The 16263-nt window shown below is 74.0% G+C and carries 15 protein-coding genes; 6 read left to right on the top strand and 9 right to left on the bottom strand.

Going from position 1 to position 16263, the window contains the following annotated elements:
* Positions 1–85: 85 nt before the first annotated feature.
* Positions 86–1216 carry an NADH:flavin oxidoreductase gene (locus ACZ4XJ_RS02635; RefSeq protein ID WP_362876222.1) on the top strand — a complete coding sequence of 377 codons (1131 nt, stop codon included), beginning with the start codon at positions 86–88 and terminating at the stop codon, positions 1214–1216.
* A 356-nt stretch (positions 1217–1572) separates the two neighbouring features.
* On the opposite strand, the gene ACZ4XJ_RS02640 is transcribed toward ACZ4XJ_RS02635, so the two are convergent.
* Genes ACZ4XJ_RS02640 through ACZ4XJ_RS02650 form a run of 3 tightly spaced genes read right to left on the bottom strand, consistent with a single transcriptional unit; the run spans position 1573 to position 4861 of the window.
* Positions 1573–2694, bottom strand: a complete 1122-nt coding sequence (locus tag ACZ4XJ_RS02640; RefSeq protein WP_362876221.1) for an acyl-CoA dehydrogenase family protein — start codon at positions 2692–2694, stop codon at positions 1573–1575.
* A complete protein-coding gene (locus ACZ4XJ_RS02645; protein WP_362876220.1) occupies positions 2691–3881 on the bottom strand; it encodes an acyl-CoA dehydrogenase family protein in 1191 nt (396 codons plus the stop codon). Before ACZ4XJ_RS02645 ends, ACZ4XJ_RS02640 begins: the two co-directional genes overlap by 4 nt.
* On the bottom strand, positions 3878–4861 hold the full coding sequence (locus tag ACZ4XJ_RS02650) for an NADPH:quinone oxidoreductase family protein (RefSeq protein WP_468495030.1): 984 nt from the start codon (positions 4859–4861) through the stop codon (positions 3878–3880). Before ACZ4XJ_RS02650 ends, ACZ4XJ_RS02645 begins: the two co-directional genes overlap by 4 nt.
* A gap of 212 nt (positions 4862–5073) precedes the next feature.
* Between ACZ4XJ_RS02650 and ACZ4XJ_RS02655 the strand changes: the two genes are divergently transcribed.
* The 3 genes from ACZ4XJ_RS02655 to ACZ4XJ_RS02665 all read left to right on the top strand — a co-directional run bounded on the left by ACZ4XJ_RS02655 (position 5074) and on the right by ACZ4XJ_RS02665 (position 8175).
* A complete protein-coding gene (locus ACZ4XJ_RS02655) occupies positions 5074–6204 on the top strand; it encodes a hypothetical protein (RefSeq protein ID WP_468495031.1) in 1131 nt (376 codons plus the stop codon).
* 107 nt (positions 6205–6311) lie between these two features.
* Positions 6312–7208, top strand: coding sequence for an SDR family oxidoreductase (locus ACZ4XJ_RS02660; RefSeq protein WP_468495032.1), 897 nt, complete (start codon positions 6312–6314; stop codon positions 7206–7208).
* A 169-nt stretch (positions 7209–7377) separates the two neighbouring features.
* A complete protein-coding gene (locus ACZ4XJ_RS02665) occupies positions 7378–8175 on the top strand; it encodes a hypothetical protein (protein ID WP_468495033.1) in 798 nt (265 codons plus the stop codon).
* Here ACZ4XJ_RS02665 and ACZ4XJ_RS02670 read toward each other — a convergent pair.
* The 5 genes from ACZ4XJ_RS02670 to ACZ4XJ_RS02690 form a co-directional block, all read right to left on the bottom strand.
* Positions 8162–8995, bottom strand: coding sequence for an enoyl-CoA hydratase/isomerase family protein (locus tag ACZ4XJ_RS02670; RefSeq protein WP_468495034.1), 834 nt, complete (start codon positions 8993–8995; stop codon positions 8162–8164). The genes ACZ4XJ_RS02665 and ACZ4XJ_RS02670 overlap by 14 nt on opposite strands.
* Positions 8996–9065: 70 nt before the next feature.
* Positions 9066–9830 (bottom strand): PIG-L deacetylase family protein, encoded by a 765-nt coding sequence (locus ACZ4XJ_RS02675; RefSeq protein ID WP_362876214.1) that lies wholly within the window; start codon positions 9828–9830, stop codon positions 9066–9068.
* Between the two features lie 190 nt (positions 9831–10020).
* Positions 10021–11358: an alpha/beta fold hydrolase gene (locus ACZ4XJ_RS02680; RefSeq protein ID WP_468495035.1), complete on the bottom strand. Its 1338-nt coding sequence runs from the start codon at positions 11356–11358 to the stop codon at positions 10021–10023.
* Positions 11359–11685: 327 nt separating this feature from the next.
* Positions 11686–12771, bottom strand: coding sequence for an S-(hydroxymethyl)mycothiol dehydrogenase (locus ACZ4XJ_RS02685; RefSeq protein ID WP_468495036.1), 1086 nt, complete (start codon positions 12769–12771; stop codon positions 11686–11688).
* 130 nt (positions 12772–12901) lie between these two features.
* Positions 12902–13894, bottom strand: coding sequence for a LysR family transcriptional regulator (locus ACZ4XJ_RS02690; protein WP_468495037.1), 993 nt, complete (start codon positions 13892–13894; stop codon positions 12902–12904).
* A 70-nt stretch (positions 13895–13964) separates the two neighbouring features.
* On the opposite strand from ACZ4XJ_RS02690, the gene ACZ4XJ_RS02695 reads away from it, so the two are divergent.
* Both ACZ4XJ_RS02695 and ACZ4XJ_RS02700 read left to right on the top strand, forming a co-directional pair.
* Positions 13965–14951, top strand: coding sequence for a dihydrodipicolinate synthase family protein (locus ACZ4XJ_RS02695; RefSeq protein WP_468495038.1), 987 nt, complete (start codon positions 13965–13967; stop codon positions 14949–14951).
* Between the two features lie 390 nt (positions 14952–15341).
* The gene (locus ACZ4XJ_RS02700) at positions 15342–16061 is read left to right on the top strand and encodes a transglycosylase SLT domain-containing protein (protein ID WP_362876209.1); all 720 of its coding nucleotides are present in this window, start codon (positions 15342–15344) and stop codon (positions 16059–16061) included.
* Here ACZ4XJ_RS02700 and ACZ4XJ_RS02705 read toward each other — a convergent pair.
* Complete coding sequence (locus ACZ4XJ_RS02705) at positions 16045–16203, bottom strand: hypothetical protein (RefSeq protein WP_362876208.1); 159 nt, start codon at positions 16201–16203, stop codon at positions 16045–16047. The genes ACZ4XJ_RS02700 and ACZ4XJ_RS02705 overlap by 17 nt on opposite strands.
* Between the last annotated feature and the right edge of the window lie 60 nt (positions 16204–16263).

Below are 16263 nucleotides of genomic sequence, written 5' to 3' on the forward strand. Positions count from 1 at the left end.
CAATATGCATGATACATAACGTGTGTACTATGCACTTCTCCTCGTTGTCACCCGACGAGCCACAGCTTCACACCGGAGGGCCCGCATGACCGTCACCACGTCCACCGCCTCCCGCGCCGCCGAGATCCTGTCCCGGCCCGTCACGCTGAACGGACTGACCGTCCCCAACCGCATCGCGATGGCTCCCATGACGCGCATGTTCTCCCCCGGCGGTGTGCCCGGCGAGGACGTGCAGGCGTACTACGCCGGCCGCGCAGCCGCGGGTGTGGGCCTGATCGTCACCGAGGGAACCTACGTCGGCCACGATTCCGCCGGGCAGAGCGACCGGGTGCCGCGCTTCCACGGCGAGGACCAGCTGGCCGGGTGGGCGAAGGTCGCCGCGGCCGTGCACGAGGCGGGCGGCACGATCGTGCCCCAGCTGTGGCACATAGGCATGGTCCGCAAGCACGGCGAGGCCCCGTACGCCGACGCGCCCGCCGTCGGCCCCTCCGGCATCCGCGTCGACGGCACCGAGGGGACCGGCAACGCGATGACCCGCGCCGACCTCGACGACGTCATCGGCGCGTTCGCCGACGCCGCGGCGGAGGCCGCACGGATCGGCTTCGACGGCGTCGAACTGCACGGCGCCCACGGCTACCTGCTCGACCAGTTCCTGTGGGAGCGGACCAACCGCCGCACCGACGCGTACGGCGGCGACGCGGTGGCCCGTACGAAGTTCGCCGCGGAGATCGTCGCGGCGGTCCGCGAGCGCGTCCCCGCCGACTTCCCGGTGATCTTCCGCTACTCGCAGTGGAAGCAGGAGGCGTACGACGCCCGCCTCGCGCAGACCCCGGAGGAGCTGGAGGCGATCCTGGCACCGCTGGCGGCGGCGGGCGTCGATGTGTTCCACGCGTCCACCCGTCGCTACTGGATCCCGGAGTTCGAAGGCTCGGACCTGAACCTTGCGGGCTGGACCAAGAAGCTCACCGGCCTGCCGACCATCACCGTCGGCTCGGTCGGCCTCGACGGCGACTTCCTCCGCGCCTTCGCAGGCGAGGGCGCGGCGCTCGGCGACATCGACAACCTGCTGGACCGCATGGAACGCGACGAGTTCGACATGGTCGCCGTCGGCCGGGCCCTGCTCCAGGACCCCCAGTGGGCGGCGAAGGTCCTCGGCAACCGCTTCGACGAACTGAAGCCGTACGACGCGGCAGCACTCAAGTCGCTCAGCCGGTAGCCCGCAGGCGCCCGCAGCCGTTCGCTCGGCCGCCTCCGAGTGCCCCGCGAAGTCGATCCGCCGACGCCCCGGGGCGCTCGCCCGCCGGTCCGCGCCATGGACGGACATCCTCGCCACGCCGGCTCGGCGCACCTCACGGTGTCCGGCAGGAACCCGGCGCCGGGCGGAGAATAACCCCCCTTCCCGTGTCAGTGCCGCCCCGTAGGCCGCGATACGACCGGTCCTGTCCCACGGTTTCATCCGAACTCCCCCTCCTCCGCCAGGAATCCCACTGTCGGTTACCAGCGGGGAGGGCCGCGCCCCCCGGGCGGGGGAGGCGTCTCCCCCGCCCGGGGGAGACGGTCCCGTCGCGGGGTCTACGGGGCCGGGAGTTCGGCGAAGTCCGCGACGAGGCCCCGGTGGTGGCCGGCCGTGCCCAGGGTCAGCGAATCCGCCTTGGCCCGCTTCAGGTAGAGGTGGGCCGGGTGCTCCCAGGTCATGCCGATGCCCCCGTGGAGCTGGACGCACTCCTCGGCGGCCCGGACCGCGACGCCCGAGCAGTAGGCCTGCGCCACGGCGACGGTGAGGGGTGCGTCCGGGGCTCCGGTGGCGAGGGCGTCGGCGGCGGCCCGGGCCGCCGCGCGGGCGGAGGCCACGTCGAGCCACAGTCGGGCGAGGCGGTGCTTGAGGGCCTGGAAGGAGCCGACGGGCCGGTTGAACTGGTGGCGGCCCCGCACGTATCCGACGGTCTCCGTCAGGCACCACTCGGCGATTCCGAGCTGTTCGGAGGCGAGCAGCCCCGCTCCGCTGAGCAGGGCCCCGGCGATGGCCGCGCGGGCGGTGGCGGGGTCCGCGAGGCGGGTACCGGGCGAGCCGTCGAGGGTGACGCCGGCCGGCGGACGGGTCAGGTCCAGCGGGACCGGCGCCGTGAGGGTGACGGAGGCCGCGGGGACGGCGTGGAGTCCGGTGTCGGCGATGACCAGCAGGACGTCGGCGGCCCCGGCGTCCGCGACGGAGGTGACCGTGCCGGTCAGCGCCCCTCCCCCGGCGTCCCGCGCGGGGTTCGGTAGCGGGGCGCCCGGGGCCAGGGTCAGCGGCAGGGCCGGTACGCAGATCTGCCGTCCGGCGGCGAGTTCCCCGAGCAGCGCGGCCACTTCGGGGGTCGAGGTGTCGCAGCCGAGCAGGATCTCCGTGGCGAGGACGGAGCTGGTGAGGTACGGGAGCGGGGCGACGGAACGCCCGAGTTCCTCCAGGACCACGGCGGCCTCCCGGTGGCTCGCGCCCTGGCCGCCGAGCTTTTCGGGGACGAGGAGTCCGGCGGCGCCGATCCCGGTGGCGAGGGTGCGCCACAGGTGCGGGTCGTGGGGGCGGCCGGTCTCGGCGCGGGCGAGGACGGTCGCGGCGTCGCAGCGGTCGGCGAGCAGGGCCCGTACGGCGGAGCGGAGTTCCTCCTCGGTCTCGGAGTACAGCAGGTCGAAGGGGGCGCGCTCGGCCGTCATCGGGAGAGGTCCTTCCAGGCGAGGTCCTTGTCGTCGCGCGGCTCGGCGGGCAGGCCGAGGACGCGTTCGGCGACGATGTTGAGGAGGATTTCGCTGGTGCCGCCCTCGATGCTGTTGCCCTTGGCGCGCAGGTAGCGGTATCCGGCGTCGCGGCCGGTGAAGTCGACGGTTTCGGGGCGGCGCATCGTCCAGTCCTCGTACAGGAGGCCTTCCTCGCCGAGGAGTTCCACCTCCAGTCCGCTGATCTCCTGGTTGAGGCGGGCGAAGGTGAGTTTCATGCCGCTGCCCTCGGGGCCGGGCTGTCCGGCGGAGAGCTGCTGGCGCAGTCGTTCGCCGGTGAGCCGGGCGACTTCGGCCTCGACCCACAGGTCGAGCAGCCGTTGGTGCAGGGCGTGGGTGCGCAGGGCGGGGCGTTCGCGCCAGGCCGCCGCGACGGGGGCGATCATGCCGCCTTCGCGGGGGATGCGCATGCCGCCGATGGAGACGCGTTCGTTCATCAGGGTGGTGCGGGCGACCGCCCAGCCGTCGCCGACGGCGCCGAGGCGGTGGGCGTCGGGGATGCGGGCACCGGTGAGGAAGACCTCGTTGAACTCGGCTTCTCCGGTGATCTGGCGCAGCGGCCGGACCTCGACGCCGGGGGCGTGCATGTCGCACAGGAAGTAGGTGATGCCGCGGTGCTTGGGCACGGTGGGGTCGGTGCGGGCGATCAGGATGGCCCAGCGGGCGGTGTGGGCGCTGGACGTCCATACCTTCTGCCCGTCGACGACCCACTCGCCGTGTTCCTCGTCGAGGACGGCGCGGGTGCCGAGCGCGGCGAGGTCGGAGCCGGCGCCGGGCTCGCTGAAGAGCTGGCACCAGACCTCCTCGCCGGTCCACAGGGGGCGCAGGAAGCGGGCCTTCTGCTCGTCGGTGCCGTAGGCCAGGATCGTGGGCGCGGCCATGCCGAGGCCGATGCCGATGCGGCGCGGGTCGTTGTCGGGTGCTCCGGCGGCTTCCAGCACGGTGTCCACGGCGGCCTGGAGGGAGCGGGGAGCGCCGAGGCCGCCGAGGCCCTCGGGGTAGTGCACCCAGGCGAGGCCCGCGTCGAAGCGGGCGCGCAGGAAGTCGGTCGGTTCGGTGCCGGCCGGCGGATGGGCGGCGAGCAGGTCCCGCGCGCGGGCGGCGAGTTCGGTGGCGGTGAGGGTCATCGGGTGCCTCCGTCGAGGGCCGGTACGACGACCAGCCGGCCGGTCGTGGCGCCGTCGGCGAGCCGCTGTACGGCGTCGGCGACCCCGGTGAGCGGGACGCGTTCGCTGATCAGGGGCTTGATGGCGCCTTCGGCGGCGAGGCGGGTGAGTTCGCCGTGGCAGGCGAGGACGGCCGCGGGGTCCTTCGTCGCGTACAGGCCCCAGTGCAGGCCGAGGACGGCGTAGTTCTTGACGAGGGCGTGGTTGAGGGCGGGGGTGGGCACGGTGCCGCCGGCGAAGCCGACGATCACGATGCGGCCCTCGAAGGCGACGCACTTGGTGGAGGCGGTGTAGGCGTCGCCGCCGACCGGGTCGTAGACGACGTCGGCGCCGTGCCCGCCGGTGAACTCCTTGACCCGGGCGGCGATCCCGGCGGCGTCCTCCTGCGTGCGGTCGATGACGAGGTCGCAGCCGAGTTCCTCGGCGACGCGCTCCTTGTCCTTGCCGCCGACGACGCCGATGACGGTGGCGCCGGCGGCCTTGCCGAGTTGGACGGCGGCGCTGCCGACCCCGCCGGCGGCGGCGTGCACCAGGAGCGTCTCGCCGCCGCGCAGGCGGGCGCGGCGGTGGAGGCCGAACCAGCCGGTCTGGTAGCCGATGTGCAGGGCCGCCGCCTCGGCGTCGTCGAGGCTGTCGGGGGCCGGGAGCAGGGCCCGGGCGGGGGCGGTGACGTACTCGGCGAAGCCGCCGTGGGGCAGGCTCGGGTTGGCGATGACCCGCCTGCCGTCGTTGGTTTCGCCGCAGATCTCCACGCCGGGGGTGAAGGGCAGCGGCGGCCGGATCTGGTACTGCCCCCGCACCAGCAGCGCGTCGGGGAAGTTGATGTTGGCGGCGAGTACCTTGAGCCTCACCTCACCCTCCCCGGGTACGGGTTCGGGGACCTCTTCGAGGCGCAGGGCCTCGCGGGGCTCTCCGTGGGTGTGTACGCGCCATGCCTGCATCCGGGGCCTCCAGCCGCCGTCGAGGAACCATGCTCGGCGGCATACTAAGCGGTCGCTTGCGTTCTTGGGAACCAGCCCGTCCAGGGCGAAATCCGGACGACCCGCGAGCGGAGGGCATCCTTGCGGCCATCGCCGCGCGTCTCTCCGGACAGCATGTGACCCGTACCCGTCGTGACATGGCGGGGTAGGTCACCGGACCCGGGGGGAACCGAATGAAGCACACCACGGCAGCGGCGGCGGCCGCAGTCGCTCTGGCCGGACTGATCACGGCGGCCGGTCCGGCCGCCGCCGCACCGCCGCCCTGCACGCCGGACGTCCTGCGCCTGGAGGCCCTACCCGTCGGCGCCCCGGGCGGTTCGTTCGTCGATCGCGTGAACGCGCTGGGCAAGGGGGACCTGGCGGTCGGCACCTCGCGGCAGCAGCCCGCGTACTGGCGGGGCGCCCGCGTCCACGCGGTACCGCTGCCCGCCGGGTACACCTCGGGCGAGGTCCGGTCCGTGAACGCCAAGGGGCTGATGGCCGGCACCCTGAAGCAGGCGGGCAGCGAAAACCGCGTGCTGTTCACCTACCGGCAGGGCGCGGCGGCCGTACGACTGCTGAGCGCCCCGGCCCCGTCCCCCTACGAGGGCAAGGCCTTCGTCAGCGACACGGGCCACGTGGCCGGGCTGGACGGCACGGTCGCCCGAGAGTGGGTGAACGGGCAGCCCGTCCGTACCCTGGAACTGCCGCCTGGCAGCGATCCCCAGGCCCGGATCACCGAGGTCAACGGCATCAACAAGCGCGGGGACATCCTGGGTTCGGCCCTCGTGCACTACGAGACGCAGGACGGGTTCGTCCACCGTTCCTACCCGGTGGTGTGGCCCGCCGGTGGCGGGCCGGCGCGGGGGTTGGTGCCCGCGAGCGAGGGCGACTACTCGCGCACCACGGAACCGACGGGCATCGACAACGCGGGCACGGTGGTGGGCCACGAATCGGAGGGCTGGCGCGACATCCGGCGCGACGTCGGCCACCTGTGGCGGGCGCCGTACACGGCCGCCCCGGCGCCGTCCCCCGATCTGCCCGGACAGAGCGAGCTGATCGCGCACGCGATCAGCCCGACCGGCCGGGTGGTGGTGGGCATGGCGTACTCCTGGGAGGACTTCGGGTACCCCAAGCCCACCCAGGCCACCTACCGGACCGGCAACGGCCCGGTGAGGGCCCTGCCCACGCCGACGGCCGGGGCGCACGGCGAGGCGACCTCCGTGTCGGGCGACGACCGGGTGGGCGGGGCCGAATGGTCGCCGGCCGGCGGCCGGTTGCTCGTGTGGACCTGCGCGAGCAAGCAGGAGTACGCGAAGGGCTGAGCCGGGGCCGTGACGGGTCGGGGGCGTTCACGACCGGGCCGGGTCCGGAGCGGTCCGAGCCGTCACGGGCATGGTGATCCGAGCGTCCGCACGCTATCGATGGGCGCATGGACACCCCAGCGCGCGGCCTGCCCGCGCCTCCCCCGCCCGGATCCGCCGCGCTGCCCCCCGGCACCTACGGGGGGCAGGTCGTCCTCGTGACGGGCGGCGGGTCGGGGTTGGGCAGGGCCATCGCCGCCGAGTTCGCCCGGCTCGGCGCCGATCTGGTCATCGCGGGCCGTCGCGCCGGCCAGTTGGAGGCGGCCCGCGCGGAACTGGCCGCCGTTCCCGGGGCGGGCCGGGTGACGGCCGCCGTCTGCGACATCCGCGACCCCGAGCGGGTCGCGGACGTCTTCGACGCGGCCGAAGCGGCGCTCGCCCTGCCCGACGTACTGGTCAACAACGCAGCCGCCAACTTCCCCTGCCCGGCGGAGGACCTCTCCCCCAACGCCTGGCGGGCCGTCGTCGACACCACGCTGACCGGCACCTGGTTCATGACCCGCGAGTTCGGCCGCCGTCACCTCGCGGCCGGTACCTCCGGTTCGATCGTCAACATCGGCGCCTCGTACGCCTGGACGGGCGGCCCCGGTTTCGCCCCCAGCGCGGCGGCGAAGGCCGGGGTGAAGAACCTGGTGGAGACCCTGGCCGTCGAGTGGGGCCCGTACGGCATCCAGATCAACGGGCTCGTCCCCGGGATGTTCCCGCACGCCGACATGTCCGAGGACATTCGCGGCGGCCTGGAGCGGGCCGCCCCCGGCGCCAAGGACGCCCGGCAGCCCGCCCTGCGCGTGGGCGTCCCCCGCGAACTGGGCTGGGCTGCCACCTTCCTGGCCTCCCCCTACGCCCGTTTCGTCACCGGCCACACCCTCGTGGTCGACGGCGCCAACTGGCAGCGCCGGAGCCTGGTGAGCCCCGAGGTCGTACCGCTGCGGGAGCAGTTGGGGCGGCCGCCCTTCGGCCACTGACCGGGGGCGGCTCCGGGCGGCGCGTACGGGACCGACGTGCGCGGGACCGGCGCGTACAGGACCGGCGTGCGCGGGACCGACGTGCGCGGGACCGACGCGTACGCGCGGGCCGACGTCCGCGCGGGCCGGCCCCGGAGCCGGTGGCAGTGGCCGCCGGCAGACTGGCGGCATGACCCTCGCGGACCTGACCTTCGACCGGTGGCTCTCGCTCGACCTCGCCGCCGCCCGCCGCCTCGCCGAGGAGGCGGCCGCGCTCGTGGACGGCCGGGTGGTCCTGGTCGACACCGTCGAGCACCTCGGCGGCCCGCTGCACCGGGTACGGATCGAGCGGGGCGGCCGGGCGTTCGCCCTGATACCCGGCGGCAGCGTCCGCCTCGGCTTCGACCTGGACGCCTGGCGGCCGACACCCGCCCAATTGGCCGACTACGCCCAGTCCGTTAGCGCCGGATTCGGCTTCGGACCCGACCTGAAGGCCCATCTCGCCCGGGAACTGAGCCCCGTGCGGACGGTGGCGCTGGACGCCGTCCTGATGGCGGTGGAGGACGAAGAGGTGTCGGAGGTTCCGGACGAGATACCGGCGGCCCTGGCGGCGGACGGGCTGCGGTTGCCGAGCGCCGACGAGTGGGAGCACGCCTGCGGGGCCGGCGCGGGCACCCTGTTCCGCTGGGGCGACGCGTGCCCGCTCGACGAGCCCTCGTACGGGACCGGCACCCTGCGGCACGAGCCGAACGCGTTCGGCCTGCACATCGCCTACGACAGTTACGGCGGCGAGTTGAGTGCCGACCGCGGGGCCTTCCACGGCGGTGACGGCGGGTCCGCCGCCTGCGGCGGGTACGGGAGCCTGCTGGAGTGGTTGCCGCTGGCCACGGCATGCCGGAACCCGTGGATGGCCGAGCTCTCGTACGGACCGGACGGCGGGGACCTGGGCGGGGCGTTCTCCACCCGGCCGGTCCTCACGCTCCCCTGAACTCCGGGGGGCGGCGGGCGGCGCCGGCTCCGTAACCCTCGCGGCAGTCGTCGGAGGTGAGGGTGAGGGCGGCGGTCATCGCGACCCGGTCGAGGGCGGCGGGCAGCGCCGCGTCCGCGTAGGCGTCGACGGCCCGCTTGATGCCCTGGACCGCGAGCGGGGCGTTGGCGGCGATCTCGGCCGTCAGCGCGCGGGAGGTGGCGTCCAGTTCGGCTTCGGGGACGACCAGTTGGACCAGGTTGAGGCGCTCCGCGGTGCCGGCGTCGATCCTGCGGCCGGTCAGGGCCAGGTACTTGGCCCAGCCCGCGCCCGCCTCACGGGCGATGCGCAGGTCTCCCCCGGCGTCCACGGCGATGCCCAGGCGCGCTTCGGGAAGGGCGAAGACGGCGTCGTCGGCGGCCACCCGGATGTCCGCCATCAGGGCCAGCTCGAAGCCGAAGCCGAGGCAGTAGCCCTGGACGGCGGCGACGACCGGCTGCGGGAGCCGGGCCAGGACCGCGAAGCGTTCGTGCACCCAGCGGATGCCCTCGTAGTAGTTGCGGGTCCGCTCGGCGGCGGACCCGCCCGTGATCGCCCCGCCGGGGGCGGTCACGTCGATGCCCGCGCAGAAGGCCCGCCCCTCGGCCCGGAGCAGGACGGCGCGCACCGCCGGGTCGAAGCGGATCCGATCCGCGAGGAGGCCCAACTGGCGGGTGGACTCCCAGCTCCAGCCGTTCAGCTTGTCGGGGCGGCACAGGGTGAGGACCGCGACCGGTCCCTCGACGTCCAGGCGGATGCGTTCCGCGTCCTCGCCGATCTCCGTGGTGATGGTGTCGATCACGGTGTCCCGCCCCCGCCCCGTCGAAGCCTCCGCCCAACATCTGACGCATCGTCAGACTAGGGCGACCGGATCAGCGGGGGAAGACCTCGAACGGCACCGCCGGCCGGCCGCCGAAGCGGGTCGCGGCCTGCTCGACGTTGCCCGTCAGGAAGGAGCGGACGTACTCCTCGGGGTCCTGGTCCGTCAGCACCTCGATGTACGCCTTGTGTTCCAGCAGGGACTTGATGGCCCGCTCCAGGCCGGGGCCGGCGTCGGAGGCGTGCGTCGGCGTGACGGATCCGGAGACGGCGACCCAGCGGACCCCGTTCCACGGCTCCAGGCCCTGCTCGGAGATCAACTCCGGGAAGATCCACCGGTTGCCCGCGTCGGCGGCTGCGTCCAGGGTGGCCCGGCCGACGGCGCGGTGGTCGGGCGTGTTCCAGAAGCCGCCGCCTTCGGCGCCGCCCCAGGTGTCCCGGTGGTTGAGGGTGATCACCAGCTCGGGACGGTGGCGTCGGATGGCCGCCGCGATGTCCCGGCGCAGGTCCAGGCCGTACTCCACGACCCCGTCGTGGTGGTCGAGGAACTCCACCGTGGAAACCCCGACGGCGGCCGCGCTCGCGCGCTGCTCGGCCTCGCGCAGCGGGGCGCACTCGGCCGGGGCGATCGTGTCGATGCCCGCCTCGCCGCGCGTGGCCAGCACGTAGACGACCTCGCGGCCGCCGTCCGTCCAGTCCGCGATCGCCGCCGAGCAGCCGTACTCCAGGTCGTCGGGATGCGCCACCACCGCGAGGGCGCGCCGCCAGTCGGTGGGCATGGGCTGCAAGGGGGCCTGCTGATCAGCTCGTTCGCTCATGCCCGCAGAATAGGCGCACGGCAGCCCCGGGGGCAGGTGGAGGCCGGCGCGACGCCCCGGCCTTGCTCTTCGTGGCCGCCGCCCCGCGGCGCCGGCGCGCACGGGGTCGGTGGCATGAGCGCCGACGGGGGCTCGGTCGGTACGACGGAGCCGCCCGCATCCCCCGGCCGGATCCACCTCGCCGCCGTCTTCACCCGCTCGGCGAGGTGCGGGGAGAGACGGCCTGGTCGTCGAGCAGGGAGAGCAGTCGGTCCAGGACGCGGGGGCCGCCCGCGCGGACGCCGTCGTGTTCGTACTCGTCCGTGACCCAGGTCTTCAGGCCCCTGATGGCGCGGGCGGTGCGCAGGGAGTGGTCGGTGTCGACGTACATGTCGTCGTGGTAGACGGCGGCGGCGACCGGCACCTCGTTGGCGGCGAGGCGGCCGGCGTCGTAGAGCGGCTGCCAGCCGGTGCGGGCGGCCAGGAGTTCGGCGGTTTCGCGCAGCGGGGCGAGGGCCGGGTCCGAGGTGAAGTGCCACGGGTGGATGGTCTCCCCCGTGAACAGGAGGGGTTCGTCGCCGGCGAGGGTCTTGGCGGCGTCGAACCGGGGGTGGTGGGCGCGGACCCGTTCGGCCGCCCAGTCGGTGGGCGCCGTCGGGTCCTGCGCGTAGATCGCCTCGTGCAGCAGCGCGTAGAGGGGGTGCCCCGCGAAGGAGAGGTGGGCGTGGACGTTCTCCAGGAAGGCGTCGGAGAGGGCGGGCCCGCCGATCGTGGGGACGAAGGCGTCCTCCAGGAGGTAGTGCAACTGGTGGCTGCCGTCGCCGGAGCCGAGGAGCATCCCGAGGGACTGGAACGCCTCGACGGTCAGCCGGTAGCCGCCGGGGAGGAGGGCGGGCCGCTCGGCGAGGTGGGCGGCGATGCGCCGGGCGCGCTCGGCGTCCATGGGGTAGCGGGCGTAGTGGGCGAGGTTCTTGCGCTCGATGCGCGGGTAGGCGGCTTCGTACACCTGGTCCGCGGTCGCGTCGAGTGACGGGAGCCCGCCGGTGACGAGGGCGGCGGTGAGTCCCTCGGGGGCGGTGGAGAGGTAGTGCGTGACGCAGAATCCGCCGAAGCTCTGGCCGAGGACGGTCCAGGGGGCGCCTCCCGTCAGGTGGGCGCGGACGGCCTCGGCGTCGCGGACGATCGCGTCGGACCGGAAGTGTGCGAGGTACTCGGCCTGCTCGGCGGGGTTGCCCCGTACGGGCAGGGTCTGCCGGGTCAGGGGCGTGGAGCGGCCCGTTCCGCGCTGGTCGAGGAACAGCACCCGGTAGCCGCTGAGCGCCCGCTCCAGCCAGGCTTGGCGGCCGATGAAGCGTCGCGCCCCGAAGCCGGGACCACCCTCCAGGTACAACAGCCAGGGCAGGCGTTCCGGGTCCTGGCCGGTGGCCACGACCTCACGGCCGTACAGCTCGATCCGCTCGCCGTCGGGGCGGGCGTGGTCGAGGGGGACGGTGAACCGGTGGTCGGTGAGGACGACACCGGGCTGGCGGTAGCTGCGGGCGACGGTCACGGACGGCCCCTGGGGTGTGGGTACGGATCCCGCGCGCCCGCGCCTCCGGCCGGATCGCGGCGGGGGGCGGGGCGGGACGGGGAGTTCGGCGGTCGGGCCGAGTGTAGGCCGTGGCCCCGGGGACCCGCCGGGCGGCGGGAATGGTGGGACGAACGGCCGACCCGCCCCGGCGACGGCCGGGGCGAGCGTTGCGCGGGTCACACGATCACTACGGCACACACGGTCATGTCGTCACACCGTCACATCGCGATGGCGTCACGCCGTCACGCCGTCAGGCGGCCACCCAGTCACTCGGTCACTCGGTCACGCCGTCACGCCGTCGCGCCGTCAGAACTGGACCACCGAGCGGAGGACCTCGCCCCGCTCCATTCGGCCGAACGCCTCCTCGACCCCGTCGAGCGCGATGGTCTCGGAGACGAAGGCGTCGAGGTCGAGCCGGCCCTGGAGGTAGAGGTCGATCAGGAGGGGGAAGTCCCGCTCGGGCAGGCAGTCCCCGTACCAGGAGGACTTGAGCGCGCCACCGCGCCCGAAGACGTCCAGCAGGGGGAGTTCGAGCTTCATCTCGGGTGTCGGGACCCCGACCAGGACGACGGTCCCGGCGAGGTCGCGGGCGTAGAAGGCCTGCCGGTAGGTTTCCGGGCGGCCGACCGCCTCGATGACGACGTCCGCGCCGTTTCCGCCGGTCAGCTCCTGGATCGCCTTGACGACGTCCTGCGTACCGCCGTTGACCGTGTGGGTGGCTCCGAGGCCGCGCGCCCACTCCAACTTCCGGTCGTCGAGGTCGACGGCGATGATCCGGGAGGCCCCCGCGAGCCGGGCTCCGGCGACCGCCGCGTTGCCGACTCCGCCGCAGCCGATGACGGCGACCGAGTCCCCGCGCCCGACGTTGCCGGTGTTCAGGGCGGCGCCGAGGCCCGCCATCACCCCGCAGCCCAGCAGGCCGGCGGCGGCGGGCGAGGCGGCCGGGTCCACCTTGGTGCACTGACCGGCGGCGACGAGGGTCTTCTCGGCGAAGGCGCCGATGCCCAACGCCGGGGACAGCGGGGTGCCGTCCTCCAGCGTCATCGACTGGGCGGCGTTGTGCGTGGCGAAGCAGTACCAGGGGCGGCCCCGTCGGCACGCCCGACAATTGCCGCACACCGCACGCCAGTTGAGGACGACGAAGTCGCCGGGGGCCACGGAGGTGACGCCCGCGCCGACGGACTCGACGACGCCGGCGGCCTCGTGGCCGAGGAGGAACGGGAACTCGTCGTTGATCCCGCCCTCCCGGTAGTGCAGATCGGTGTGACAGACCCCGCAGGCCTGGATCTTGACCAGGGCCTCCCCGGGCCCCGGGTCGGGCACGAGGATCGTGGTCACCTCAACCGGTGCGCCCTTGCCGCGCGCGATGACCCCTCGTACACGATGCGTCACGTCGTACCCCAGTCCTCTTGGTCGCTCCTGGTTCCGGAGAGCGGGTGGTCTCAGGGTCGCTGGACCGCCGGATCTCCGGAACCTCCGGATCAACGAACGTACACGGGCCGCGGGCGGTGCGGGACCCGTGTCACGCTCCGGCCCCCCGACCGGCGAGATCGGGCGGCAGGGCGGACCGCAGCGAAGCGGCGAACGCGGCCACGGCGGGATGCGCGCCGGCCCCGCTGCGGAAGGCGAGCCGGGTACGGCGTTCCATGCGCAGCCGGGTGAGGGAGACGCCCGGCACATCGGGTCCCGGGGTGCCGAGCTGCGGCACCACGGCGACTCCGAGGCCCGCGGCGACCAGGGCCAGGACGGTGGCGAACTCGTCGACCCGGTGCCGGACGCGCGGGCTGAACCCGGCGGCCTGGCAGGCCCGTACGGTCATCGCGTGGCAGAGGGTCCCGGGCGTGGCGGTGATCCAGGGGGCGTCCCGCTGAGCCCGCAGGGCCTCGTCCTGGCCGGGCGGGGCGCCGGGACCGGGGTCGGGGTCGGGGCCCGCCCCGCGACCGCGACCGACTCCCCCGCCCGTACGCGTGCCGTCCGGCCCCGCTGCGGGCGCCGCCAGGTACATGGCCTCCCGGTACAACGGCCGGGTGCTCAGCCCCGGTTCCTCCGGGTCGGGGACGAAGTCGTACGAGTGGACCAGGGCCACGTCCAGTTCGCCGGCCCGCAGCGCGTGCGCGACGGCCGCCGGGTCGGTCTCGCTGAGCATGGGCTCCAGCCCCGGGTGGCGCCGGGCCAGGTCGGCGAGGGCCGCCGGGACGATGGCCCGGGTGGCGGTGGGGAAGGCCCCGATGCGCAGGGCTCCGGCCAGGCCGGTGCGGGCGTCGGCCAGTTCCGCGTCGGCCCGTTCCAGCCGTTCGAGGACGGCCTCGGCGTGACGGACCAGGTTCTGCGCGGCGGGGGTGAGGCGGACCCCGCGCCCGGTGCGCTCCAGCAGGGGGAGCCCCGCCTCGCGTTCCAGGACGCCGAGTTGCTGGGACACGGCCGATGGGCTGAAGGCCAGGGCCTCGGCGACGGCGGCGATGGTGCCGCGCAGGGCGAGTTCGCGCAGCAGGCGCAGGCGGCGTACGTCGAGCATCGGCTCAGCTTACGGTTCCGGTAAGGAAGGCGAACTGGATTCGGCGCTCGGGACCGGTCAGGCTCGGTCCATGGACCAGGACACCGTGCAGGACTTCTCTCAGGCCACCGATCAGCACGCTTCCCCGGGGATCGCCCACGAACCCGCCCGCGGCGCGGCGCGTACTCCCGCGCTCGGCGGGATCCACGTTCCGCTCGTCACGCCGTTCACCCCTTCCGGGGACGTCGCCGTGGAGGCGCTGGAGGCCCTGGCGCACGAGGCGCTCGACGCCGGGTCGGCCGGCATCGTCGCTCTCGGCACCACCGCCGAGAGCGCCGCCCTCGACGAGGCCGAGCGGGACCTCGTCACCGGGGTCTGCGCCCGTGTCTGTCAGGAGCGCGGCGCGCTGCTGACGGTGGGCGCCGGGGCCTCCGCCACCCGGGCGGCGGAAGCCGCGCTGGTGCGGCTGGCGCGGTGGCCGGAGGTCGGGGCGGCCCTGGTGACGGTGCCGCCGTTCGTGCGGCCCTCGGCGGCGGGGGTGCTGGCGCACTTCGCGCGTCTGGTGGAGGCGAGCCCCGTACCGTTGATCGTCTACCACGTCCCGTACCGCACGGGACGGGAGTTGGACGCGGCGACGCTGCTCGCGCTGGGCTCCCTGCCGGGGGTGGTCGGGGTGAAGTACGCGGCCGGCGGGATCGACCAGGACACGGTGGAGCTGTTGGGTGGGCTGCCGGCCGGTTTCGCGGCGCTGGCGGGGGACGACGCGTACCTGTCGCCGATGCTCGCCCTCGGGGCGGCCGGCGGGATCCTGGCCTCGGCGCACCTGGCGACGGGGCGGTTCGTGGAGCTCGCCTCGGCCTGGGAGGCCGGCGACGTCCGGCGCGCCCGGGCCCTGGGCCACGCGCTGGCGCGGCTCTCGGCGACCGTCTTCGCGGAGCCGAACCCGGTGGTCCTCAAGGGCGTGCTGCACGCCCAGGGCCGGATCCCGTCGCCGGACGTACGACTCCCGCTGCTGCCGGCGTCGGACGCCTCGGTCGGGGCCGCCCTGAAGGCGCTCGCGGAACTCCCGGCCTCCTGAGCGGCCGACTTCGGCCCGCCGGCACACCACTGGGTCCCGGTATGGGCGATTCGCCGCCAAGGGCCCGGTAGCCCGAATCGGGGGCATCGGGTTCGTAATTGACCGAAATGGCGCGGGGTCCCCGAAACCGTGATGTCGACCACACGGGCCCCGTCAACATCATTTCTTCGAAAGGCTGGATTCCCTTTTCCCCGAAAGGAAATCCACCCTGACCCGAACTTCCTTTCATGGTCATTTACCCACGGAAACCGGGGAGTCGATCTCTCCCGGACATTCGCATCTTGTTGCGGCCCCGCGCACTCGCCTACGGTCACCCTCACTCCCAGCGGCCAACTGCCGAATACGGCCGCCGCCGGGGCGCTCCCGTACCCCCACGTGAGGAATAGCGCCATGCCCGCAAAGGGTAAGCACCGCAGGCCGAAGCAGAACCCGCTCGCCCGCCGCCTGGCATTCGCCGGCACCGGGACGGCCGCTCTCGCCCTCCCGCTGATCAGCGCCACCACGGCCGGTGCGGCGGAGACCGCCGCGGCGCCCGCCGTGCGTTCCGTGGCCGCGCCCGCCACCTATTCCGTCGTCGCCGGCGACACCCTTTCCAAGATCGCGGCGCGGCATTCCCTCAGCGGTGGCTGGGAGCAGCTGTACGCGGCCAACCGCGCCGCCGTCGGCGGCGACCCCTCGGTGATCCGCCCGGGGCTCACCCTGAAGCTCGCCTCCGGCGTCGCGAAGGCGGCCCCGGAGAAGGCCGCGAAGGCCGGCGCGGCGAGCAACGTGAAGGCCGCCACGTCCTACCCGGACAACCTCGACGGCTGGATCCGGGAGTCCCTGGACGTGATGGCCCAGCACGGAATTCCCGGCAGCTACAACGGAATCCACCGCAATGTGATGCGTGAATCCTCGGGCAATCCCCGGGCGATCAACAACTGGGACTCCAACGCCGCGGCCGGCATTCCCTCCAAGGGGCTGCTCCAGGTCATCGATCCGACCTTCCGCGCCTATCACGTGCCAGGCACCCCGCACGACTCGTACGACCCGGTCGCCAACATCACGGCCGCCTGCAACTACGCGGCGGCCCGCTACGGCTCGATCGACAACGTCAACGGCGCGTACTGACGGGCCCGGTGGCACGACGTCGCGGCAGCGCGCGCCCCAGGGTGCGCGGCGGGGCCACCAGGTCGTAGCCGACGTCCTTGCGCAGGGCGTGCGCGCCGGCTCGTTCCACGGCCGTCAACTGGTGGCCCATCAGCTCCGTCAAGGTCGTGACGACGGGCCGCAGCCCGGGGTCCGCCGGCTCGGCGATCCCTTCGGTGGCGCG

It is taken from the genome of Streptomyces sp. NPDC029836 (assembly GCF_055574495.1).

Bases quoted from the DNA above. Each gene is read 5' to 3' on its own strand.
- ACZ4XJ_RS02635 (WP_362876222.1), top strand. From the start codon at position 86: ATGACCGTCACCACGTCCACCGCCTCCCGCGCCGCCGAGATCCTGTCC.
- ACZ4XJ_RS02640 (WP_362876221.1), bottom strand. From the start codon at position 2,694: ATGACGGCCGAGCGCGCCCCCTTCGACCTGCTGTACTCCGAGACCGAG.
- ACZ4XJ_RS02645 (WP_362876220.1), bottom strand. From the start codon at position 3,881: ATGACCCTCACCGCCACCGAACTCGCCGCCCGCGCGCGGGACCTGCTC.
- ACZ4XJ_RS02650 (WP_468495030.1), bottom strand. From the start codon at position 4,861: ATGCAGGCATGGCGCGTACACACCCACGGAGAGCCCCGCGAGGCCCTG.
- ACZ4XJ_RS02655 (WP_468495031.1), top strand. From the start codon at position 5,074: ATGAAGCACACCACGGCAGCGGCGGCGGCCGCAGTCGCTCTGGCCGGA.
- ACZ4XJ_RS02660 (WP_468495032.1), top strand. From the start codon at position 6,312: ATGGACACCCCAGCGCGCGGCCTGCCCGCGCCTCCCCCGCCCGGATCC.
- ACZ4XJ_RS02665 (WP_468495033.1), top strand. From the start codon at position 7,378: ATGACCCTCGCGGACCTGACCTTCGACCGGTGGCTCTCGCTCGACCTC.
- ACZ4XJ_RS02675 (WP_362876214.1), bottom strand. From the start codon at position 9,830: ATGAGCGAACGAGCTGATCAGCAGGCCCCCTTGCAGCCCATGCCCACC.
- ACZ4XJ_RS02690 (WP_468495037.1), bottom strand. From the start codon at position 13,894: ATGCTCGACGTACGCCGCCTGCGCCTGCTGCGCGAACTCGCCCTGCGC.
- ACZ4XJ_RS02695 (WP_468495038.1), top strand. From the start codon at position 13,965: ATGGACCAGGACACCGTGCAGGACTTCTCTCAGGCCACCGATCAGCAC.
- ACZ4XJ_RS02700 (WP_362876209.1), top strand. From the start codon at position 15,342: ATGCCCGCAAAGGGTAAGCACCGCAGGCCGAAGCAGAACCCGCTCGCC.